Source organism: Haliea sp. (genome assembly GCF_040221975.1).
GTDB lineage: Bacteria > Pseudomonadota > Gammaproteobacteria > Pseudomonadales > Halieaceae > Haliea.
In genome coordinates, this window is sequence record NZ_JAVJWR010000019.1 from 1 (window position 1) to 23,065 (window position 23,065).

Genomic DNA, 23,065 nt, shown 5'->3' on the forward strand with positions numbered 1-23,065 from the left:
AACCAGGGATCGGAAATGCCGAGGATACGTTCATAAAGGGTAACTTCGTCCATCGCCCAAAATAGAAAAAGGAATGATGGATAAACCATACCCAAGATGGGAGGGGAACACTACGTTTCCACACGATTCGGGGAAGACCCACGCCGAGACTATCCTGGCCAAAGTGAAGAGAGCCAAAGATGCATTACCTAATTAACCGCATGGCCCACTAGTGACAGTTCGCGTTGCGGAACTGTCTGGATTTATAGGCTGAGCACTTGCAGCGGGCTGAAGACCAAAAACGTCTTGTCAACAGACAGATATAGTGATAATTGGTTGTTAGCGTAAGAGATGCGCTAGCGAGATGCAAGAGGTTCATAGCCGTGTTTGAACTACCGAGGTCTTTGTCATACTGGGTCCTGACGGTCCTGTGGATGGCAATTTTTGCATTTTTCCTCAGTGCTTGGCGTCGCGCGAAGTTTGTCGAAAACACTGTCACGATACTGGTGACGATTCTTTCTATCGATGCATTCCGCACGCTCTTCGAGAGCGCTTACTTGGGTCCTTACTTCAATTCACTCTATGGTCTTGCACCTCCTGCAGTCATTGATGTGCTTGGCCAACCACAATGGGTTCTCGTTCCGAAAGGTGTCACCCTACTCGCGGGATTGATTATCCTGTTTATTCTGATTCGAAGCTGGCTCCCGGCGAGCTTAAGAAATAAGCAGGTGGCTGACGAAGAACTCCAGCTGGCAGCAAACGTATTCGTTCACTCGAATGAGGGTATTGTCATCCTTTCGCCAGAGGGCATGACCTTGGATGCCAACAATGCGTTCACGACGTTCAGTCGCTTCAGCAGCAAAGAATTGCTCGGCCGCAGTATTAATATGCATAGATCTGGAGAACACTCGGATAGTTTTTATGCAGATCTCTTGGATGCAGTACAGAGGAATCGCTCTTGGTCAGGGCAAATTTGGAACCGAAGCAAGAGCGGACTGGTCCATCCCGCACGATTTGATGTGTTGACAGGTTTACCGAACAGGAGCCTCCTGGCTGACCGATTATCTCAAGCGAAGCTGCAGAGCAAGAGACGCGGCAGTTCTCTCGCGGTGTTGTTTATCGATCTCGATGGTTTTAAACAGATCAATCACGATTATGGCCATGCGATTGGAGATACAGAGAGTGCGTTCGCCTACATATCACCGGCTACTTCGCGTAGTTTCTGAGAAGGGATTCGTCAGATGACACATGGCTCTTCGAAGCCGTCGTTACCGAGTGTTATCACCACCCCATTGCACCGCGTGGGCAAACGGGTGTTCGCCTATGCGATCGCGGGCTTGCTCTTTTTTGTCGGCGGTGTGGCTATCTACACAGGCATTGAATATCGGAGGAAAGTCCAAGTCGAGACTGAGCGAGTGGACCAGCGCCTCGCAGTCGGAGCACAAGCGCTCTATAGCATACTTGGGTCCGAGTATTTTGAGCGAGCCCGCCAGCCTGATTCCGTCAGTACTGAAGAAGATTGGGACAATATCCGCAAGCTCAGCGATTTCAACGAGACAGCCGGTCTGGCCTTCATTTATTCGGCAGTACTGGTAGGCAATGACATTCACCTCACCTCATCAAGTGCAACAGCGGAGGAAGTGGCTAACGGAGTTGAAGTACGCTATTTTGACCGCTACGACACGGCCAGCGCTTCCCTTCATCAAGTTTTTCGCACTCCTGAAAGAAAATACGCCAACTACACCGATAAATGGGGGACTTTTCGAGCTCTCTATGTGCCCCATAAGCTGACAAACAATGCCACCGCCGTGCTTGTCGCCGAAGTTGAGCTCCACGAGCTGACGACCCTGCGCAGGCAACTTATCCGCAAACACGTTTTGGAGGCATTCATCTTCCTGGCTTTCGCGATGCCGTTGTTCGGTGCAGTCGTTTACACGCAACGCAACGCGAATGCTGCCCTCCTTCGACAAAATCGGACAGATGCCCTCACCGAGCTGGGTAATCGTTCCTGCTTTTTAGAAGCGCTTGCGCAAGCAGTTACCGTCGGCGCACGAAATCAGGCAACCTTTGGGCTGCTATTCCTGGATCTGGATGGGTTCAAAGAAATCAATGATGGCTTTGGGCACTTAACCGGTGACCGGATGCTAGTCGCAGTCACGCGGGTGTTGCAAAGCAAGCTTGGGCCCCATGACCAGCTGTTTCGGGTAGGCGGAGACGAGTTTTGCGTTCTGGTACAAGGCGATCGCCATCGCTGCGAGGATCTGGCGGAGAGAATCAACCATGGATTCAAGCAGAGCATTTGCGTCAATGACTATGAGCTCTTTCTCACCTGCTGTGTAGGCATCAGCCTTTTCCCGGAACACGGCAAGGATACGACTGAGCTGCTGAAGCGAGCCGACCTAGCAATGTATGCCGCAAGAGGTCTCGGCCTGAATCAGTACAGCGTGTATTCCGAGAGCATGTCTGGGCAAGCCGAGCGCCATGCCATTCTGCGCCAACAGCTCGAGGCCGGGTTGATCCAACAAGAGTTCTTTTTTCTCTACCAGCCACAAGTTCAGATTGCGACGGGGCGAATTGTCGGCGTCGAAGCTCTATTGCGATGGCGGCGGGGAGCAGATGAGTACATGGTGCCACCGGAAGAGTTCATTCCTTATGCCGAAACTACTGGGTTGATAGACGATATCTTCGAGCGGACTTTGGGATCGGCTTTGGCCAACGCTGCTCGCTGGAATCGGGCGACGGTCCAGCCATTCAAGGTCAGTATCAACTATGCCTCTCAGCAGCTCTTTCGACCGAGTTTCGACGACATGCTAATAGCAAAACTGGCTGAATACCATTGCGATCCCCATTGGTTGGAGCTGGAAATTACTGAGCGTTCCATTGTGCGGCGGAGCGATAATCTACTGCAGTTACTACAGCGTCTTCGCGACCGCGGAATCACTATTTCGGTCGATGATTTTGGCACCGGATATTCATCGCTGTCGTATCTCAAAGACTTACCTGTCGACAAAATCAAGATCGACAAATCGTTCGTCGACAACTTGCCCTACGACCAGGGGGCTGTGGCCCTGACGCGGGCGATCGTCGAACTCAGCCTGGGTCTGGGGTTATCGGTCATCGCCGAAGGCGTGGAACGACCAGACCAAGCCGATTTTCTGGCCAATATCGGCTGCCCCTATGTGCAGGGCTACGTTTTTTATCGCCCCTTATCTGCCGCCGAAATCACAAATCTGGTTGACGCCGGGCAATCGAAGTAACACTGACCCGGTAGGCCTCTCTCAGAGCAAATGTAGTGGTCAACTAATCCCGGACAGTGAGTTACGTTTTTCTTCTGCTATCGCGGTGGCCAGGCCATCGTCAGTTGGGTTAAGCCATGTTGCTGGAAGGTTATTTGGCGAACGGCAGGATTTGAATTGCAGGCCTACACCGAGGGTCAATGTAGTAATACAACTCCTCCAGGTCCCGAGAAATGGACCCCGTAAATTGGACAGCCGGATAAGTGCATCCTCGGGTCATGCCGCCAGCCTGGCAGCGTCCTCATAGTACACATTGTCCGGCGTGCGCCGGTCAAGAGACTGGTGCCTCCTTTTCGAATTGTAGTAAGTAAAGTATCGGCCCAGGGAAGCCCGTGCGGCACCGATGCAGTCGTACGCCTTCAGGTAGACCTCCTCGTACTTCACGCTGCGCCACAGTCGCTCTACGAAAACATTGTCGACCCAGCGCCCCTTGCCGTCCATGCTGATCCTGATGCCGTGTTGCTTGAGAACGTCGGTAAAATCATCGCTGGTAAAGATACCGCCAGAGGTACCGTCAAATTGTCGGTATCTAGTCAGATGGTACCGGACGGCGGCAGACAGAGTTGTGCAGAAAAGCGGCCCATCCCCCGTTAAGTGGGTAGAGCCCCTATGTGACCGGTAAGGACCAGTAAAATATGGTCGGGACGGCAGGATTTGAACCTGCGACCACCACACCCCCAGTGTGGTGCGCTACCAGGCTGCGCTACGCCCCGAGAACTCGCTTTCGCGAGGGCGGCATTATACTGAATGGGGCCCTGAAGACAAACCCTATTTGCCGGGAGCCAGGACCTTCAGCACATCCTCCAGCTCCTCGATGGTTTCCTTGATCACAGCCTGCATGTCCAGCTGCAGGGGGTCCGGCTCTTCCGTGGTCATGCGCTGGCGGGCGCCGCCGATGGTATAGCCCTGGTCGTACAGCAGGGCGCGGATCTGGCGAATGGTGAGCACGTCTTCGCGCTGGTAGTAGCGGCGATTGCCGCGGCGCTTGACCGGTTTCAGCTGGGGAAATTCCTGCTCCCAGTAGCGCAGGACGTGCGGCTTGACTGCGCACAGTTCGCTGACCTCACCGATAGTAAAGTAGCGCTTGCCCGGGATCGCCGGCAACTCGTTATTGTGACTCGGTTCCAACATATTCTTCTACCCGCGCTTTCAGCTTTTGCCCCGGGCGGAACGTGACCACCCGCCGTGCAGAAATTGGAATCTCTTCCCCGGTCTTGGGGTTGCGACCGGGACGCTGGCTCTTGTCCCGCAGGTCAAAATTGCCGAAACCGGACAACTTGACCTGCTCGTTGCCCTCCAGGCTGGCGCGTATTTCCTCGAAGAACAGCTCAACAATCTCCTTGGCTTCCCGTTTGTTGAGTCCGAGCTCTTCAAACAGGCGCTCGGCCATTTCGGATTTTGTGAGAGCAGCCATCGTATCTACAGTGCCTGGTTCCTGAGCTCAGCGTTATAGTTTTTTTCCAAGGAATCAATCACTTGATCCATGGCCTGGTTCACTACATCGTCGCTTAGAGTGCGCGATCGATCCCGGAATGTCAAACCAAATGCGAGGCTTTTTCTTTTAGGATCAATGCCTTTCCCCTCATAGACATCAAACAACCTTAACTCACGCAGGTAAGCCCCCGCCGCTGCTGTGACATTCTCCATCAGGGTGGCTGCGGGCACACTTTTATCCACCACTATCGCCAAATCCCGGCGAATCTCGGGGAAGCGCGACAATTCAGTGAATGCGGGCAGCTCACCCTCCAGCAGTGCTTCCAGGTCCATTTCGCAGACCAGTACGGGACCATTGATGTCCAGCGCTGACAGCACCGCCGGGTGGAGGGCGCCGATATGGCCTACCACCTGCCCCGATCGGCTTATCTCGGCGGTCTGGCCGGGATGGAGGGCGGGATGCCCGGCCGCGCGGAAGGCAAACTCGCTCTGGCAGCGCCCCAGCCCCAGCACGCTTTCTAGATCGCCCTTGAGATCGTAAAAATCCGCAGCGGCGGATGCCACAGACCAGGACTCGGCGAAACGCTGGCCACTGATGATCATGGCCAGGGTGGGCACTTGCCGCAGCTCCGCCAGACCCGCTCCCGGAGCACCGGGGACAAAGCGCAGCCCGGTCTCGAACAGGCGCACCCGGCTCTGCTGGCGATGGGCGCTGCGCTGGACCGCACTGGCCAGCCCTGGCAGCAGGCTGCTGCGCATCACCGCCATCTCCGCGGAGATCGGGTTCTCCAGCGCGACCGGCTCTACCGCGGGCTCAAACAGCCGCTGCAGCTTGGGGTCGATAAAGCTGTAGGTGATCGCCTCGCGGTAACCGCGGGCACAGAGGTGACGACGCAGGCTGCGCAGCGACAGGCGTGCCTCGGGCTTGGGCGGAATCACCAGATCGGCCTGGATATGGCTCACCGGCAGCCGGTTATAGCCGTACACCCGCGCCAGCTCTTCCAGCAGGTCGGCCTCAATACTGATATCGAAACGCCAGCTGGGAACACTGCACAGCCAGCCGTCGGCGCTTGCGGTCACCCCGAGACCCAGCCCGGACAGGATCCGCTCGACATCCGCATCCGCCAACTCAAAACCCAGCAGGCGAAGAATACGCGCGCGACGCAGCGCCACATCCGGGCGCACCGGCAACTCCGCTTCCGCCACTGCTTCGATAACCGGACCAGGCTCGCCGCCAACAATGTCCAGCAACAGACCGGTGGCGCGCTCCAGGGCCCTGCGTTGCAGCCGGAAGTCCACACCGCGCTCAAAGCGGTGGGAGGAATCCGTGTGCAACCCGTAGCTGCGGGCCTGCCCCGCCAGGGGGCCCGGCGCGAAAAATGCAGACTCCAGGAACAGATGGCGGGTGCCCTCAGCCACCGCCGTCGACTCGCCACCCATGATTCCGGCCATGGCTACCGGGCCATTGTGATCGGCAATCACCAGCGTGTCATCGCGCAACTCGGTGGTCTGGCCATCCAGCAACGCCAGACTCTCGCCCGCCCGTGCGGTACGTACCACGATCCCGCCCTGCAGCCGATCAAGATCGAAAGCGTGCATGGGCTGACCCAATTCCAGCAGTATGTAATTGGTGACATCCACCACCGCGTCGACGCTGCGCAGGCCGCAGCGGCGCAGTTTTTCCTGCAGCCACAGGGGTGACGGGCGCGAGATGTCAATGTTGCGGATGACTCGGCCGACGTAACGCGGGCAGCGCTCCGGAGCATCCAGTTGCACCGGCAAGGTGTCCTCGATCACGGCGGCCAGTGGCTCGCAGCTGACCTCATTCACCGGCAGCTTGTTCAGCAGGCCGACCTCGCGGGCAATACCGGCGATGCCCAGGCAGTCCGCCCGGTTCGGCGTGAGGCCGATTTCAATCAGATGGTCATCCAGCTGCAGGTAATCGCGCAGGTCGGTTCCCACCGGCGCTTCCGTAGGCAGCTCCATCAGGCCGGCGCTCGCATCGGACAGGCCAAGCTCGGCCTCCGCGCAGAGCATGCCCTGGGACTCGACCCCGCGCAGCTTGGCCTTCTTGATCTTGAAGTCGCCCGGCAGTACCGCGCCGACCCGGGCCAGCGGCGCCTTCAGCCCGACACGGGCGTTGGGTGCGCCGCAGACAATTTGTACGGTTTCCGCACCCGTGTCGACCGTGCAGACGCGCAGCTTGTCCGCATCCGGGTGCTGTTCGGCATGGGTGATTTCCGCTACCACTACGCCGCTGAAGGTGCCGGCCACCGGCTCCAGGGCATCGACCTCCAGACCGGCCATGGTGATCTGGTGGGCCAGTTCGTCACTGGACAGGGGGGGATTTACCCACTCGCGCAGCCATTGTTCGCTAATTTTCACTGATCGGTCTCCGTGGTCTGCTAGAACTGCTCGAGGAAACGCAGGTCATTTTCAAAGAACAGGCGCAGGTCATTGACGCCATAGCGCAGCATCGCCAACCGCTCCACCCCCATGCCGAAGGCAAAACCGGTGTAGCGCTCGGCATCAATGCCGGAGGTCTCCAGCACCCGCGGATGCACCATCCCGCAGCCCATGACTTCCAGCCAGCCGGTCTGGCTGCAAACCCGACAGCCGGCACCACCGCAGTTCACGCACTGGATGTCCACTTCCGCGGAGGGTTCGGTGAACGGGAAATAGGAGGGTCGGAAGCGCACTTCCAGATCCTTCTCGAAGAACACCCGCAGGAAATCCTCGATCAGGCCCTTGAGGTCGGCAAAGCTGGAACGCTCGTCCACCAGCAGCCCCTCTACCTGGTGGAACATCGGCGTGTGGGTCAGGTCCGAGTCACAGCGATATACCCGCCCGGGGCAGATCACCCGCAGCGGCGGCTGGTTGTTCTCCATTACCCGCACTTGTACCGGCGAGGTGTGGGTGCGCAGCACCGTGGTGGGGTCGACATAGAAAGTATCGTGCATGGCCCGCGCCGGGTGATGGGCGGGAATATTGAGGGCCTCGAAATTGTGGTAGTCGTCCTCGATCTCCGGACCCTCCACCACCTCGAAGCCCACTGCGCCGAAGAAGTCCTCCATCCGCTCAATGGTACGGGTCACGGGGTGGATGCCACCGGTGCTCTGGCCGCGGCCCGGCAGGGTAACGTCGAGCGTCTCCCGCGCCAGCTTTTCGGCTACCGCCGCCGCTTCCAGCACCGCCTTGCGCTCCGCGATCAACTCCTGCAGCTCCTGCTTGGCCACGTTGATCTGGGCACCCGCCGCCGGGCGCTCCTCGGCGGACAGCTTGCCGAGGCCCTTGAGCAACTCGGTGACGCGGCCTTTCTTGCCCAGGAAGTCGACCCGCAGCTGTTCCAGCGCGGCGCTGTCGGTGGCGGCCGCAATCGCGGCCCTGGCTTCCTCGGCGAGGGGTTTCAGGTTTTCCATCTGTTCTGCTTCCGCCTTTTTCTGCCGGTACTTATTTAAGGACCGGAGCTCTGTTCACGCCCGCAGTGACGGGATGGGGGTTCCGGGACACGCCGTGAACCCGTCCATGGGGGCTTGTGTTCGACATCCATGTCTCACACAGTCCCGGAACCCCCATCCCGCCCCTTCGGGCTCGATTTGGTGCCTCATCCGCAACTGAAATCTTCCGCTCGCAGCCTGCCACCCTCGCGCCAGCCCCACCACCCCGGCAACTTTTTGTTTGGTGCCTGCTCAGTGCGCCGAAGGTAGTCCGGTGCGTGGCTGCAGGGGTTGCCCGGACCGTCGGCGGCCAAGGACGGCCGCCGCCGAGCCTACACGGACGTACTTGCGGCGTGTCCGGGCAAGCCCTGGAGGCACGCGCCGGACGAGAATCACCCACCGAACCAAAGCCAAACAAAAAAGGGAAAGAGCTGTGCCCTTTCCCTTTCGTGGTCTTGCAAATGTAGCCAGCGATCCGCGCCAAGGCGCGGCCAGGGTGGGCTCAGGCCAGTGCGGCCTTCGCTTGCTCCACAATCGCTGCAAAAGCCGGCTTGTCATGTACCGCCAGGTCGGAAAGGACGCGACGGTCCAGGCCGATATCGGCTTTCTTCAGGCCATTGATCAGGCGGCTATAGCTGAGGCCGTTGGCGCGGGACTGGGCGTTGATACGCGTGATCCACAGCGCCCGGAACTGGCGCTTGCGCTGGCGGCGGTCGCGGTAGGCGTACTGACCGGCCTTGGTAACAGCCTGCTTGGCAACACGAAACACACGGCTGCGGGCACCATAGTAACCCTTGGCCTGCTTCAGAATTTTCTTGTGACGGCGATGCGCCGTTACACCACGTTTTACGCGGGGCATAGTCTTCTCCTAATTCTCGATAATAACCGTCAGCAGGCCCGCAACATGCGGTCTACGTGCACTTTGTCACTGGCGTGGACCAGGGAGGTCCCACGCAGTTGACGCTTGCGCTTGGTGGTCATCTTGGTCAGGATGTGGCTCTTGTAAGCGCTCTTGCGCTTGTAGCCACCAGCCGTTTTCTTGAAACGCTTGGCAGCCCCGCTGTGAATTTTTGCTTTTGGCATCGTCAGATACTCCGCATTGGCATCAATAAAAGTGAAGGGAAAGGGCATTCACGGGCCCTAGCTCTTCTTCTTGGGTGCGATCACCATGGTCAGCTGTCGCCCTTCCATTTTCGGAAATTGCTCGACAGCGCCCAATTCGGCCAGATCGGCTTCTACCCGCTTGAGTAGCTCCATGCCGATTTCCTGGTGAGCCATTTCACGACCGCGAAAACGCAGCGTGACCTTGGCCTTATCGCCTTGCTCCAGAAAACGCACCAGGTTGCGTAGCTTGACCTGGTAGTCTCCTTCCTCCGTCCCTGGACGAAACTTCATTTCCTTTACTTGTGTTCGCTTCTGCTTCTTCTTCTGCAGATTCTTTTGCTTCTTGGCCTCGAACACGTGCTTCCCGTAGTCCATAACCTTGCAGACCGGGGGCTCTGAATCAGCAATCAACACGAGATCCATGGTGGCCGCTTCCGCCGCCGCCAGTGCCTCTCGCAAAGACACAATGCCTACCTGTTCACCGTCGGCGCCGATGAGGCGCACCGGGTCTGACGTAATCTGGTCATTGATCAGGGCTTTCTTGGAGGCGCCCTTGCCGATATCTTTCTTAATGCTGATTCTCCAATACAATACGGCCGTGACGTGCCACATCGTCCGCGAGCAGCGCTGCCAGCGCATCCAGGCTCACTGAACCCAGGTCCTCGCCACGACGGGCCCTCACGGCCACAGTCTGTGTTTCCACCTCTTTGTCCCCCACCACCAACAGGTAGGGAACCTTCTGAATAGTGTGCTCGCGGATTTTAAAGCCGATTTTCTCATTTCTCAAGTCCGAATGGACCCGAAAGCCTTTGTTTTTCAACGAATCTTCCACAATACCGGCATATTCGGCCTGTTTGTCGGTAATATTCAACACAACGGCCTGGTTCGGTGCCAGCCAGGTGGGGAACACGCCCTCGTAGTGTTCGATCAGGATGCCGATGAAACGCTCGAAGGATCCGAGGATCGCCCGGTGCAGCATCACCGGTACCTGGCGCGAACCGTCTTCGGCCACGTACTGGGCGCCGAGGCGACCGGGCATCGAGAAATCCACCTGGATCGTGCCCAGCTGCCAGACGCGGCCGATGCAGTCTTTCAGGGAAAATTCAATCTTGGGGCCGTAGAAGGCGCCCTCCCCCGGCAGTTCCTGCCAGGGCAGGCCGTGAGCATCCAGAGCATCCGCCAGGGCTTTTTCGGCCCGGTCCCAGTCCCCGTCGGAGCCCACCCGCTGCGCGGGCCGGGTAGAAAGCCGATAGATCACCTCGGTAAAACCGAAGTCCGCATAGACCGCATGCAGGAAGTCGATAAAGCTGGCGACCTCGGATTGGATCTGGTCTTCGGTACAGAAGATATGGGCGTCGTCCTGGGTGAAACCGCGCACCCGCATGATACCGTGCAGGGAACCCGAGGGCTCGTTGCGGTGGCAGCTGCCGAATTCCGCCAGTCGCAGTGGCAGGTCCCGGTAGGACTTCAGGCCCTGGTTGAACACCTGCACGTGGCAGGGACAGTTCATCGGCTTGACCGCGAACTGGCGTTCCTCTGACTTGAGGGTAAACATGTCATCGCCGAACTTGTCGGCATGGCCGGAGCGCTCCCAGAGGGACATGTCCACCAGCTGCGGGGTGCGGATCTCCCGATAGCCATGCGCGCGCTGGGCCTGACGCATGTACTGCTCGATCACCTGGTACAGGGTCCAGCCATCCGGGTGCCAGAACACCATACCCGGCGCTTCTTCCTGAGTGTGGAACAGTCCCAGTTTCTTCCCGATCCGGCGGTGGTCGCGCTTCTCCGCCTCCTCAATACGGGTGAGATACTCCTGCAGCTGCTTTTTGTTGGCCCAGGCGGTGCCGTAGATACGCTGCAGCATCTCGTTGCTGGAGTCGCCGCGCCAGTAGGCGCCTGCGACCTTGGTCAGCTTGAACGCCTTGAGCTTGCCGGTGCTGGGCACATGGGGGCCGCGGCAGAGGTCCATCCAGGGGCCCTGCTGGTAGATGGAGAGTTCCTCGCCCTCGGGCAGGTCCTCTATAATCTGTACCTTGTAATGCTCGCCCATGTTGCGGAACAGCTCTATGGCGCGCTCACGGCTCATGACCAGGCGCTCTACTGTCAGGTCGTCCTCGACGATCTGCTGCATGCGCTGCTCGATCTTCTCCAGATCTTCCGGGGTGAAGTGGTGGCCACTGGCGAAGTCGTAATAGAAGCCGTCCTCGATCACCGGGCCGATCGTCACCTGGGTACCGGGAAACAGCTCCTGCACCGCCATCGCCAGCAGGTGGGCGGTGGAGTGACGAATCACCTCCAGACCAGCGTCGTCGCGCTCGGTGATGATCGCCAGACTGGCGTCCTGCTCAATGACATGCGAGGTGTCCACCTCGCGACCGCTAACCACACCCGCCAGGGCGGCCTTGGCGAGGCCGGGGCCAATGGCGGCGGCCACCTCGTGCACGGAAACGGGCTGGTCAAAGTGGCGTTGACTGCCGTCAGGCAGGGTAATCGCGGGCATGCGCTTTCCTTGTGTCAGTGGTGGCCCCTACCAAAGGCCACGTGAGTCAGCTGCAATCAGAGATCGGGGGCTGAGGTTCGTTGTTGTCCCGAACCGGTCAATTCAGGGGCGCGTAGTGTAGCACAGCTGTCAGCTCAGGTGACAAGCACGCTTACCAGCAGCAAACTGACCAGGCCGATCAGGAGCAGCACGAGATAGCAGAGGCCCAGACAAAAGCCCTTCCACAGTGTCATGCGCCAGGATTGACCGTAGACCACCCGCAGCGACAGGAGGAAATGGGCCGGCACCCAGAACAACAGCAGGACTTCCAGCAAGCCCAGCAGATGGCCCAGCCACTGCAGGGAAAGGCTGGCGGATGCGGACAGCCGCGTATTGCCGAAGTCCAGCCCTATCACCAGCAGCACCACCAGGAACAAAAAGGCGTGGCCGTACAGGGCGTGAATCAGATGCTCCACGTAGTAGCGGCCGGTGAAGAGATAGGCCAGCTTCATCAGTAGGGCAAACAGTGGCACCAGCAACAAGGTGGTTTGCGGAATGTTTTCCAGCACGTCGTTGGCGAAGTCATTGGGGTCGCTGCGAATTTTGTCTACACTCTTTTCCAGCCGCGCCTCCAGCTTGCCGGTGTCTTCCTCTGACAACCCGGGCAGCGCGAGCGACAAACCCTCTTCGGTATAGGTGGCGCTCACAATTCCGGGGGCCGACGGCTCCGTATTTCCCGCTTCCGCAACAGAAGACTCCGCCTTGCCGCCCTCCAGCGCATTTTCCAGCCGCGCCAGACGCGCCTCCAGCTCGGCGCGCTCGGCTGGCTCGAGTTGCTCCAGCTCGACTCCCGAGATACGCTCCAGTATCTGCCGGCGCTGCTCAGGGGCCAGCTCACCGTTCTCCGTGGTCAGTTCACCGGGGCCTACGACCAACTCCCGTTCACCGGTGATATTGAGCAGCCAGATCGCGAATATGCAAACCAGGCTGGTAAAGAGAAACAGGCGTAACGGCGGCACATAACGTTTGCGCTGCCCCCGCAGGTAGGCATTGGTGAGAAATCCGGGGCGTGCCAGCAGGGCGACCAGGGTGCGCATGGCACGGGAATCCAGGCTGATCGTTTCCTGCAGAAATTCCACCACCAGCGCCCCAAAGGACCGAACCACGGGCGCGGCTGGCTGCCCACAGTGGTGGCAGTAGGGCCCCATCAAACTGGCCCGACAGTTCTGGCACTGCGCCTGCGCGCTGGCCGATTCCTCCCCGGTCATCTCCCGCCCCCGTGTTTTTCTGGCCTAACATACACGATCCGAATACCTATGGGGAAGACGAGGCTGGGGCAGCGATTGCAGGCGGAGTGCGCTATAGTCATACTCCGGCACATTCGACAGAAGGAGAGCCCATGAGCACCTGGCTACTTGTCGCCAACGCCAGCCGCGCCCGCCTGTTTGCAACCCAGGCGCGCCCTCGCACCCTCACCTTGCTGGAGGAATTCAGCCACCCCCAGAGCCGGGAGAAAAACGAGGACCTCAGCTCAGATCGCCCGGGGCACTTCCAGACCACATCCCAGGGCATGGATGGCGCCAATCGCGGCGCCTTCGCGGAGCCTACCAACCCGAAGGACTACGAGCACGAGCGCTTCGCCGCAGAGCTTGCGGAGCACCTGAACGAGGGCCGCACCAGCAACCGCTATGACAACCTGATGCTGGTTGCCTCACCACATTTTCTCGGGCTGTTGAACCAGCAATTGAACGAGCACGTTGCCAAACTTGCGACGGTGCATGTCAGCAAGGACTATACCGCCCTGGATGAGGCGGCATTGGTCAAGAAGCTGGACCCGCTGGCATGAGTGACTGGCGGCCGCGACGCCGTTCCGGGCGAGGCAGCGACCTTGGCCACTGAACCGCTCCCGGAGCAGTACCGGCAAGAAGAGTTCCTTGAGGCCCTGTTCGAGGCCATGCCGGATCTTTACTTCCTGCTCGAGCACGACGGTGTGATCCGGGATTTCCGCGGCCATCAGTCAGAGGAACTGCGTGTACCCCCGGAACGTTTCCTGGGCAAGCGCATGGCCGATGTACTGCCCGTGGATATTGCCGCCAGCTTCACCGCAGCGATGGAGCAGGCAACGGCCTCGGGCGAACTTGTCACCCTCGAATACCAATTGCAGATCAGGCAAAGCATGCCCTGGTACGAAGCCCGTATCGCTCCGATCCGCGACCACAATCAGCTGGTGTGCCTGGTGCGCAATGTCACCGAACTGCATGTTGCCCGCCTGCAACTGGAGGCCGTGGCCCACTACGATCCCCTGACGGGTCTGGCCAACCGCAGTCTGCTGGACAACCTGCTGGAACGCAGCATCCTCACCGCCCGGCGTAATTGCAAGCGCCTGGCCGTCATGTTCATTGACCTCGACCGGTTCAAGGAGGTGAATGACACCCTTGGTCACGCAACGGGTGACGAGCTGCTGCAGCAGGCTGCCCAGCGCCTGCAGGCCGCGCTCAGGGACAGTGACATTCTGGCGAGGATCGGTGGCGATGAATTTATCGCCGTGCTGGATGAACTGGAAAACACCGATGACGCTTCAGCGGTGGCCTGCAAGCTGATGGACAGCATTTGCAGCCCGTTTCATATCCATGACACCGAGGTCTTGCTCAGCTGCAGTATCGGCATCAGTGTCTACCCGGATGATGCGGAGACCGCCACCCGGCTGCTGGGCTACGCGGACACTGCCATGTACGGCGCCAAACAGGGCGGTCGCAACGACTGGCGTTTCTATACCGCGGACATGACCCAGGCCGCCATGGAGCACATGGCGCTGGTTGAGGCTTTGCGGGCAGCGCTCGATAGCGGCTCCCTGACCCAGGTCTACCACCCGCAGATCGATTTCGTGAGCGGCAGGTCAGTCGGTTTTGAGGCGCTCGCGCGCTGGAACACTCCCGATTCCAGCACTGTTCCTCCCAGCCGTTTTATCTCCCTCGCAGAGCAGGCGGGGCTAGTGCGGCGGCTCGACCTGTGGTCCCTCAGGGCCGCCTGCTGTCAATTGCGCGAGTGGCTGGATGAGGGCCTGGACCCCGGCCAGGTCAGTATAAACATCAGCACTCACTCGCTGCATGGCGGCAGTTTCCCCGAGGAACTCGCACAGGCAATGAAGGAGTACCAGTTGCAGCCGCACATGCTGCAGGTGGAAATCAAGGAACTGGCGCTGCTCAGCAGCCGCCCCCGTGTACTGGAGCGCCTGAGCACCATCATTGAACTTGGGGTCGATATAGCCGTGGACGACTTCGGCGCCGGTTACGCTGCTCTGGAATACCTGGGCAAGCTACCCGTCAGCACGCTCAAGATAGACCCGGCGTTCATGCAGCGTGTTCCCGAAGATAACGAGCAGACGATCATCGCCGACAGCGTAATTGCGATGGGCCGCGCCCTCGGGCTGAAGGTCGTCGCCAAGGGCATTGAAAGTGTGGCTCAGGCCGAGTTTGTACGCAGTCACGGCGACATCCTGGGCCAGGGCTTTTATTTCAGTCAGCCGCTGGCAAGCGACGAACTGCGTCATTTGCTTGGGCCATAGACCACCCGCGCCGAGACCAGATAGCGCAGCGGCCCGTTCGTCGCCACGCTGACAAAGGGGTAGCAGGTCACCAGCAACAGCTGCGGGCCACCTGCGGCTGGCGGATCCAGACTCTCGCGACGACTGTCCACCACCCGCGTTGACTGCACCTCGTACTCCAGCAATTCCCCATCGGGCCGTTCCAGCGACACGAGCATGCCTGGCAGCAGCGCCCGGAGGAAGCCGAAATGGGTGTCGCGATGCCCGGCCAATACGGTCCAGTTGCGAGCGCCCCCGGCAAACACCTCGTGCATCCCAGGCCCAAAGGCCAGGGCCTGGCCACTGGTGCCCGCCAGCACATACTGCTCGACCTGCAAACCCGGCACCCGCAGCACGGCGACCGGCCAGGTGTCCGCCCAGGGCCAGGGTTTTTGCGCAACACCCGTGGCCGCGGATTCCAGCCAGGCCCGGGCGAGCAGGTGCTGGGCCAGCATCGCCTTGACGTGTATCCACCCGGCACCCGCCAGCTGCCAGCCCGCCAGCAGCAACAGCCCCGTGAGCGCGAGGCGACGCATGCGCCTACTGGCGCGGATCGGGAGCACGGTCCACCTCCGGGCCCCGCATGACCCAGAACAAGAGGGCGACAAACAGCAGCAGGCAAGCCAGGAACAGCTTGGCAGCGGCAGTGGTGGCGGTTTGCGGGTAGGCGAGTGCCTGTGGACTCTGGCCCCGCGGCCGGGTGCCGGGGACCGCGACTGCCCGCAGGGGCAGGTCCCGGGCACGCGACACTGCCTGTTCCACGGCAACGAAACTGGTAAAGGGGCTCAGCAGTCGGTGTCTCAATGCCAGCGACAGCACCTCGGCGCGCACGCTGTCCTCGTGCAGGCCCTGATGGCGTTGCTCGAGGATCTGCTCCATGCGTTCCCGCGCCCAGAGGCTGGCCACGCCGGGCGCGCTGGCGCCACCGGAGCCGTCAGTACCAAGAGCAAGCTCCTGTTGCCAGGGCACCCCGGCCAGCTCCCCCGAAACCCTGATCACACCTGGCTGGGGTGGGGTATTGAAGCGCACCAGCCGCAACAAGGGTGCACCCGCGTACAGGTCGGGGACCGGACCGCCGGCAGCCACCACGGTCTGCGGCCAGTCCACGCGGATATCAGTCAGCATCGGCGCGGACAGATAGTCCAGCAGGGCCGCGACCCGGGCGCTGATCTCGGACTGGTCGCCAATGTGCAAATGGCGGCCCCGTCCAAGCTGCGCCACCTTGCGCAGGAACCAGCTATTGGGTGCGGAGCCCAGACCGAGAGCGAACAGGCGGCTGTCGCCGACTTCCGCGGCGATGGTATCAATAATGGCATGCTCATTGCCCACCGCACCATCGGTCATGAAGATCACCTGTCGCAACCGGCCGCCACTGTCGCCGGCAGTCGACACTGCCAGCGCGCGTCGCAGGGGTGGCAGCATTTCGGTGCCACCCGCTGCGCGAATCTGGCTGATAAATGCGCGGGCCTGCTGCAACGTACGCGGACCGACCGGCATGGCGTCGGCAAACAATGTCCGGTAACTCTGATCAAAGGCAATGATGTTGAAGCGGTCCCCGGGCCGCAATCCATCCAGTGCCGCCACCAGACTCTGTCGCAGCTGCTGTATCGGCACCCCGCCCATGGAGCCCGAGGTGTCGACCACGAACACCAGCTCGCGGGCCCGGATTTGCGGGCTTTGGGTCAACGCGGGGGGCACCACCAGCAACAGCCCGTAGTGCTCCCCGGCCACCTGTTCCGTGAACAACGCGGCCCCGGGCTGGCTGCCGGTAGCCGGCTCCCAGTGGAGTACAAAATCCCTGTCCATTTCACTGCTGCCCCGCGCCAGGCGCAGCTGGTAGCGGTTGCCGTCCCGACGCAGGTGCATCTCGTGGTAGGGGGTATCAACCCGCGCCAGCGGCAGTCCCGCGTTGAGATCCACGACAATGGTGAAAGGATTCAGCGGCGCGGCATCAGAGCCGGCCCGGAAGTGCTGCAGCGTCGCCAGCAGGGGCGCATCGGGGACCTCGTCCGTGGCCGGGAAGTAGCGCAGATAGTCGGGTATCGACAAGGAACTGGCGCTTGCAGCGAGGGGCCGACCCGGAATGTAGCGCGGCGTCAGGGTCATGGGAAGGCGCAGACCAAAGACCCCTTCGGCATAGGTCACCGGTTGCACAAACTCCAGCTTGACCGCGACGGTTTCGCCAGGGCCCAGGTTGGCGATGCGGTTGCTGAACAAATTGGGCCGCTGCTGCACTACCAGGCTGGCCTTGCGGCCCGTATCCCGGGCCGCAGCGTACACCGCCTCCGCTTCCTCCCGTTCGCGGATCTCGCCGATGATCCGCCGCTCACCGACGCGCATTTCCAGGGCACGGACTGCGGCCTGCCCCGGCAGCGGAAATACGTAGACCCCCTCCACCCACTGTTCGCTGTTGTTGCGAAACGTCTGTTCCAGCGTCACCACCGCCACCATGCCGGAGACACTGACCTGGACCGCGCTATGCTGCATGACTGCAGGTACGGGCGGCAGACCGGGGCCCTGCAGCAGCAGATTTCCCGCGCCCGGGGCAGCAGCGTCTGCCGCCCGCGCCACGCTGGCATTCAACAGGATCAGGCCCAACAGAAAAGCGATCAGTGCCGGCAACACGCGGAAACAGAACCACAGGCCCGTCACGACCTCGCGCTGGTCGGGCAAATCGCTGATGCTGGATGTGTTGGTATTCACGCTATTCTCCTGCCGTTGAAGGTAGGAGTATTGAAGCGCGCCGGGCTGGCATTCCGGTGGCGCAACTGTGGCAGGGTTCTGCGCAATCGTGGCGAATTGTGGCAGCAGCTTGAGTGCGGCCCGGGATTCTGGAACCATGGCCGCTTCCCGGCTCCCGGTAATACCCTGCATGCCCCACCATATCGCCATCGTCGAAGATGAAGCCGCTCTGGCGGCAAACTACCGCGATGCCCTGCAGCGCCAGGGATTCCGGGTCTCAGTCCACCGGGACCGTCAGAGCGCCAGTGCGGCCTTCCTGCGCCAGCTGCCTGATCTCGCCATTATCGACGTTGGCCTCGGGGACGATATCGAAGGCGGATTCGAGCTCTGCCGCGAACTGCGCAGCCTGTCACCGGAACTGCCCATCGTCTTCCTGACCGCCCGGGACAGCGAACTGGACATCATCTCCGGGCTGCGACTCGGTGCCGACGACTACCTGACCAAGAACATCAGCCAGACGCACATGCTGGCACGCATCGTGGCCCTGTTCCGCCGTGTCAGGGCACTGCGAGAGCCGGAGCTGCGCGAGCATGTGATTGCGCAGGGAGCACTGACGCTCAACCTGGAGCGGATGACCGCACAATGGGCGGGGCAGCCGGTGCCTCTGACGGTCACCGAGTTCTGGATGGTGCACACCCTTGCCCGTCACCCCGGCCACGTCAAGAACCGGCAGCAGCTCATGGAGAGCGCCAACGTGGTCCTGGACGACAACACCATCACCTCCCATGTCAAACGGATCCGGCGCAAGTTCGAAACCCTCGACGCCACCTTCAGTGCCATCGAAACCGCCTACGGCATGGGCTATCGCTGGCGCGGGGACTGACGCTTGAGCCTGCGCCGCCAGCTGGTCCTGGTCAGCCTGTTGCTGTTGACCCTGCCCTGGGCGGGGTGCCAGTTCCTGCGCGAGATGGAGGGTGCCCTGCGCGAAGGTCAGGGCCGCGCTATCGCCGCCACCGCCGATGCCATCGCCGCCAGCCTGTCGGACCAACCGCTGATGCTGTATCCCGACCCCCAACGCCTGCGCACCGCCGATGACCTGGGCAGATCGATCTATGCCCCGGCACTGGCATACGAGCCAGTGCTGGACGGCTACGAGGACGGCTGGGCGGAAACCATCCAGGGCAGCTTCGAGAACCTCGATACCCGAGTCCCCGCATTGCGCTACCGCGCCGGTGTGCGCGACGGCAGCCTGTACCTGATGCTGCAGATCAGGGATGACAGTGTCACCTACCACGACCCGGGCCTGAGCCCCGAACCCAATGGTGACCGGCTGCTCCTGGTGACCTGGCTGGATGGCCGGCGACAGGAGTACGTGATAGCGACTCCCGCTCCGGGTAGCGTGGTCGCCCAGTACGCCGGCAGACGTCACCCGCAGGTAAACGCCGGCAGGATACGGGGCTATTGGCAGGATACCGCCGAAGGCTACGCCATTGAGCTGGCCCTGCCGCTGGCACTGACCGGCGGGCGGCTGGGCCTGTACGCAGTCGATGTGGCCGACCATCGCAGTCGCGGCTGGCGCACCGCGGGCAACACCGGCCCCCTGACCCAGGCAGCACCACCCTGGCTGATTTATCCACCGGCGGAGCTGGAGGCACAGCTGGCGCGTTTTGCAGGCGGCGGGCAGCAGTTGCTGGTAACCGACCGGCATACCCGCCTGCTGGCTACTGTCGCGCCCGCTGCCGACGATACCGCTGCCCCGGCAACGTTCTGGCTGTTGCGGGCGCTGTACCGGCGCATACTTGCGGACCCGGACCTGGATACCCTGCCGGAGCCGGCGGCAAGCGGTACTGTCGACGGTGAGGAAATCAGCGGCGCCCTCCGCGGCCACCCCGAGCGACGCTGGTATCGTACCAATACCCCCGGCCGCAGAACGCTGTCTGCGGCGGCACCGATACGCAACCGGGGTTCCGTGATCGGTACCGTGGTCGTACAACAGGGCAGCGAGCAATACCTGTCCCTGACTGACCGCGCTTTCAGTCGCCTGCTGGGCTACAGCCTGCTGGCCCTGGGCGCGGCTGCACTGGGCCTGCTGGGGTTCGCCAGCCTGCTGTCCTGGCGCATTCGCCGGCTCAGCCGCGCCGCCGACCGGGTACTGGGCCATCAGGGCATGGAGCTGGACAACTTCCCCCGCAGCCGCGCCCGGGATGAAATCGGCGACCTGTCCCGCAGCTATGCCCGCCTGCTGGATGAACTGCATGACTACAATGAGTACCTGCGCACCCTGAGCCGCAAACTGTCGCACGAGTTGCGTACACCCCTCGCCGTGATCCAGTCATCGCTGGACAACCTCGGCTCCGGGGCAGGTAATGCAGCGGACAATGTCTATGTCAGCCGCGCCCGGGAGGGGCTGGAGCGGCTCAGCCATATCCTGAACTCGATGACGGAAGCGAGCCGGCTGGAGGAAACCATCGGCCAGCGCGAGCACACGGTAATTGACCTGAGGCCGCTGTTGCAGGAAGTGTGCGCGGCGTATCGCGACATCTATCCCGGACACCGGCTGCTGCTCCACTGCCCGCCCGGCCCCGCCCGGGTCCACGGGGCCGCCGACCTGCTGGTGCAGGCACTGGACAAGCTGGTTGACAATGCCGCGTCATTCGCACCGGGGGGCAGCGATATCATGATCAGCCTAACACCCCGGGGCCGCGACTGGGCACTGGCTGTCAGCAACACCGGGCCGCCACTGCCCGCGGACCTGCAGGGGCGCCTGTTCGAAGCCATGGTATCGCTGCGGCAGCGCCAATCCGCCGACTCAGTGCACCTGGGGCTGGGGCTGTATATCGTCAAGCTGGTCGCGGACTACCATCACGGCAGCGTCCGCGCCGACAATCGCGATGACGGCAAAGGAGCGGTATTCACCCTGCTCCTGCCCGCCGCTAATTAAGGAAGGCCAGTTGCCGCACCTGCGCCAGTTGGTCGCGCATGGCCGCTGCCTGCTCAAACTCCAGATTGCGGGCATGTTCCTGCATCTTTGCCTCCATCTGCTGCAGTTTGCGGGCCAGGGCCGCGGGGCTGAGATTCGCAACCTCGGCGCTGTAGGCGAGTGACTCCTCCGCCACCTTGCGCCCTTTGGCTCTGGCTTTGGTAGGCATGCGCCGGGCGCCTTCCATGATGTCCTGAACCGACTTGAACACGCCGGCGGGCGTTATCCCGTGCTCCAGGTTGTAGGCGACCTGCTTCTCGCGCCGGCGGGCGGTCTCCGCCATCGCCCGCTCCATGGAACCCGTGATCTTGTCCGCATAGAGAATTGCGCGGCCATTGAGATTCCTGGCCGCCCTGCCAATAGTCTGGATCAGGGAGCGATCGGAGCGCAGGAAGCCCTCCTTGTCGGCGTCCAGAATCGCGACCAGCGATACCTCGGGCATGTCGAGCCCCTCCCGCAGCAGGTTGATGCCCACCAGCACATCGAATTCACCCAGGCGCAGGTCGCGGATGATTTCCACCCGCTCCACCGTTTCAATATCCGAGTGCAGGTAGCGCACCTTGATCCCGTGCTCGGCCAGATACTCGGTGAGATCCTCGGCCATGCGCTTGGTCAGGGTGGTCACCAGCACGCGCTCGCCCAGCGCAATGTTCTTGTGGATTTCCTGCAGCAGATCGTCCACCTGGCTGCTGGCCGGGCGTACTTCCAACTCGGGATCGATGAGGCCGGTCGGGCGCACCACCTGTTCCACCGTGCGCCCCGCGTGTTCCAGCTCATAGGGACCGGGTGTCGCCGAGACAAACACCGCCTGGGGCACCAGTTGCTCCCACTCCTCAAAACGCAGCGGCCGGTTGTCCAGTGCGGAGGGCAGACGGAAGCCGTACTCTACCAGCGTCTCCTTGCGTGAGCGGTCGCCACGATACATGCCCCCGATCTGGGGAATGGTGGCGTGGGATTCGTCGATAATCACCAGGGCATTGTCGGGCAGGTATTCGAACAGGGTTGGTGGCGGCTCGCCGGAGTCGCGACCGGACAGATAGCGTGAGTAGTTCTCCACCCCGTTGCAGTAGCCCAGCTCGCGGATCATCTCCAGATCATAGCGGGTGCGCTGCTGCAGGCGCTGCGCCTCTACCAGTTTCTCATTGTCCTTGAGCTGCTGCACCCGCTGCTCCAGCTCCACCTCGATCTGGGCGACCGCGTCGAGCATGACGTCCCGCGTCGTCACGTAGTGGCTCTTGGGGAAAATCGTCACCCGCGGCACCTTGCGCTCGACAGCACCGGTCAGCGGGTCGAAGAAGTAGATGTTTTCGATTTCCTCATCGAACAATTCCACCCGTACCGCCTCGTGCTCGGAATCCGCCGGGAAAATATCGATCACATCCCCCCGCACCCGGTAAGTGCCGCGATGAAAGTCGACATCATTGCGGGTGTACTGCAGCTCCGCCAGATGCCGCAGCACCTGGCGCTGGTCGATAATTTCTCCCCGGGAAAGGTGCAGGATCATCTTGAAATAGGATTTGGGATCACCCAGGCCATAGATTGCGGATACGGTCGCCACCACCAGGCAGTCCTCCCGCTCCAGCAGGGCCTTGGTCGCGGACAGGCGCATCTGTTCAATGTGCTCGTTGACCGAGGCATCCTTCTCGATGAAGGTGTCGGAGGACGGCACATAGGCTTCGGGCTGGTAGTAGTCATAATAGGAAACGAAGTACTCGACCGCGTTGTCCGGAAAGAACTCCTTGAACTCGCCGTATAGCTGGGCGGCAAGGGTCTTGTTGTGCGCCATGACAATAGTCGGCCGCTGTATCTGCTCCACCACGTGGGCCATGGTGAAGGTCTTGCCCGACCCGGTCACGCCCAGCAGGGTCTGCGACGCCAGGCCCGCGTTGATCCCCTCCACCAATTCGCGAATGGCCTTGGGCTGGTCCCCCGTCGGGGAATAGCTGGAATGAACCTTGAACCGTTTTGCCATGGACTGGGGACCTGCTCTCTGCAACCAACCGCGTATTATGGTGCAGTGAGCCCGGAAATGCAGCCGCGGAGCCGCCGCCGAAGCCTGCGCTCGATTAATCGGCACAGTTGCAGCATTTG

At 61.3% G+C, this 23,065-nt stretch carries 18 protein-coding genes, 1 tRNA gene and 1 pseudogene; 6 read left to right on the forward strand and 14 right to left on the reverse strand.

From position 1 onward, the window contains the following. Positions 1-413 precede the first annotated feature (413 nt). Both RLO07_RS07535 and RLO07_RS07540 read left to right on the forward strand, forming a co-directional pair. Entirely contained in the window at positions 414-1,205 is a 792-nt protein-coding gene (locus RLO07_RS07535) for a diguanylate cyclase domain-containing protein (RefSeq protein ID WP_462291529.1), read from the forward strand. A gap of 15 nt (positions 1,206-1,220) precedes the next feature. Beyond that, positions 1,221-3,236, forward strand: coding sequence for a putative bifunctional diguanylate cyclase/phosphodiesterase (locus RLO07_RS07540; protein WP_462291530.1), 2,016 nt, complete (start codon positions 1,221-1,223; stop codon positions 3,234-3,236). 255 nt (positions 3,237-3,491) lie between these two features. Here the strand turns inward: RLO07_RS07540 and RLO07_RS07545 are convergent. The 11 genes and pseudogenes from RLO07_RS07545 to RLO07_RS07595 form a co-directional block, all read right to left on the reverse strand. Beyond that, positions 3,492-3,794: pseudogene (locus tag RLO07_RS07545) on the reverse strand (integrase core domain-containing protein); the annotation flags it as partial. Between the two features lie 117 nt (positions 3,795-3,911). Continuing rightward, positions 3,912-3,988: transfer RNA gene (locus RLO07_RS07550), tRNA-Pro, on the reverse strand. A 55-nt stretch (positions 3,989-4,043) separates the two neighbouring features. After that, positions 4,044-4,406: a MerR family transcriptional regulator gene (locus RLO07_RS07555; RefSeq protein ID WP_462291531.1), complete on the reverse strand. Its 363-nt coding sequence runs from the start codon at positions 4,404-4,406 to the stop codon at positions 4,044-4,046. Continuing rightward, positions 4,384-4,689, reverse strand: a complete 306-nt coding sequence (gene ihfA / locus RLO07_RS07560) for an integration host factor subunit alpha (protein ID WP_304705726.1) — start codon at positions 4,687-4,689, stop codon at positions 4,384-4,386. The genes RLO07_RS07555 and ihfA overlap by 23 nt, the downstream gene beginning before the upstream one ends. 5 nt (positions 4,690-4,694) lie before the next feature. Next, positions 4,695-7,094 carry a phenylalanine--tRNA ligase subunit beta gene (gene pheT / locus RLO07_RS07565; RefSeq protein ID WP_462291532.1) on the reverse strand — a complete coding sequence of 800 codons (2,400 nt, stop codon included), beginning with the start codon at positions 7,092-7,094 and terminating at the stop codon, positions 4,695-4,697. 20 nt (positions 7,095-7,114) lie between these two features. Continuing rightward, on the reverse strand, positions 7,115-8,128 hold the full coding sequence (pheS, locus tag RLO07_RS07570; protein WP_462291533.1) for a phenylalanine--tRNA ligase subunit alpha: 1,014 nt from the start codon (positions 8,126-8,128) through the stop codon (positions 7,115-7,117). A gap of 520 nt (positions 8,129-8,648) precedes the next feature. Continuing rightward, a complete protein-coding gene (rplT, locus tag RLO07_RS07575; protein WP_027949006.1) occupies positions 8,649-9,005 on the reverse strand; it encodes a 50S ribosomal protein L20 in 357 nt (118 codons plus the stop codon). A 29-nt stretch (positions 9,006-9,034) separates the two neighbouring features. Beyond that, a complete protein-coding gene (gene rpmI, locus RLO07_RS07580) occupies positions 9,035-9,229 on the reverse strand; it encodes a 50S ribosomal protein L35 (protein WP_462291534.1) in 195 nt (64 codons plus the stop codon). A gap of 57 nt (positions 9,230-9,286) precedes the next feature. Then, positions 9,287-9,889, reverse strand: coding sequence for a translation initiation factor IF-3 (gene infC, locus RLO07_RS07585; RefSeq protein ID WP_462291535.1), 603 nt, complete (start codon positions 9,887-9,889; stop codon positions 9,287-9,289). Next, positions 9,819-11,750, reverse strand: coding sequence for a threonine--tRNA ligase (thrS, locus tag RLO07_RS07590; RefSeq protein ID WP_462291536.1), 1,932 nt, complete (start codon positions 11,748-11,750; stop codon positions 9,819-9,821). Before thrS ends, infC begins: the two co-directional genes overlap by 71 nt. A gap of 134 nt (positions 11,751-11,884) precedes the next feature. Next, on the reverse strand, positions 11,885-12,997 hold the full coding sequence (locus tag RLO07_RS07595) for a DUF3667 domain-containing protein (RefSeq protein ID WP_462291537.1): 1,113 nt from the start codon (positions 12,995-12,997) through the stop codon (positions 11,885-11,887). Between the two features lie 131 nt (positions 12,998-13,128). Between RLO07_RS07595 and RLO07_RS07600 the strand changes: the two genes are divergently transcribed. Next, on the forward strand, positions 13,129-13,575 hold the full coding sequence (locus RLO07_RS07600; RefSeq protein ID WP_462291538.1) for a host attachment protein: 447 nt from the start codon (positions 13,129-13,131) through the stop codon (positions 13,573-13,575). 42 nt (positions 13,576-13,617) lie between these two features. Beyond that, complete coding sequence (locus tag RLO07_RS07605) at positions 13,618-15,294, forward strand: putative bifunctional diguanylate cyclase/phosphodiesterase (RefSeq protein ID WP_462291539.1); 1,677 nt, start codon at positions 13,618-13,620, stop codon at positions 15,292-15,294. On the opposite strand, the gene RLO07_RS07610 is transcribed toward RLO07_RS07605, so the two are convergent. Together RLO07_RS07610 and RLO07_RS07615 are read right to left on the reverse strand one after the other, a co-directional pair. Continuing rightward, the gene (locus RLO07_RS07610) at positions 15,276-15,875 is read right to left on the reverse strand and encodes a class GN sortase (RefSeq protein WP_462291540.1); all 600 of its coding nucleotides are present in this window, start codon (positions 15,873-15,875) and stop codon (positions 15,276-15,278) included. The two genes, RLO07_RS07605 and RLO07_RS07610, sit on opposite strands and share 19 nt — an antisense overlap. Next, positions 15,853-18,015, reverse strand: a complete 2,163-nt coding sequence (locus RLO07_RS07615; RefSeq protein ID WP_462291541.1) for a marine proteobacterial sortase target protein — start codon at positions 18,013-18,015, stop codon at positions 15,853-15,855. The genes RLO07_RS07610 and RLO07_RS07615 overlap by 23 nt, the downstream gene beginning before the upstream one ends. Positions 18,016-18,184: 169 nt before the next feature. Here RLO07_RS07615 and pdsR point away from each other — a divergent pair, with 169 nt between their 5' ends. Both pdsR and RLO07_RS07625 read left to right on the forward strand, forming a co-directional pair. Continuing rightward, entirely contained in the window at positions 18,185-18,877 is a 693-nt protein-coding gene (pdsR, locus tag RLO07_RS07620) for a proteobacterial dedicated sortase system response regulator (protein ID WP_462291689.1), read from the forward strand. Between the two features lie 3 nt (positions 18,878-18,880). Beyond that, positions 18,881-20,935: an ATP-binding protein gene (locus tag RLO07_RS07625; protein WP_462291542.1), complete on the forward strand. Its 2,055-nt coding sequence runs from the start codon at positions 18,881-18,883 to the stop codon at positions 20,933-20,935. On the opposite strand, the gene uvrB is transcribed toward RLO07_RS07625, so the two are convergent. Then, entirely contained in the window at positions 20,928-22,946 is a 2,019-nt protein-coding gene (gene uvrB / locus RLO07_RS07630; RefSeq protein ID WP_462291543.1) for an excinuclease ABC subunit UvrB, read from the reverse strand. The genes RLO07_RS07625 and uvrB overlap by 8 nt on opposite strands. Between the last annotated feature and the right edge of the window lie 119 nt (positions 22,947-23,065).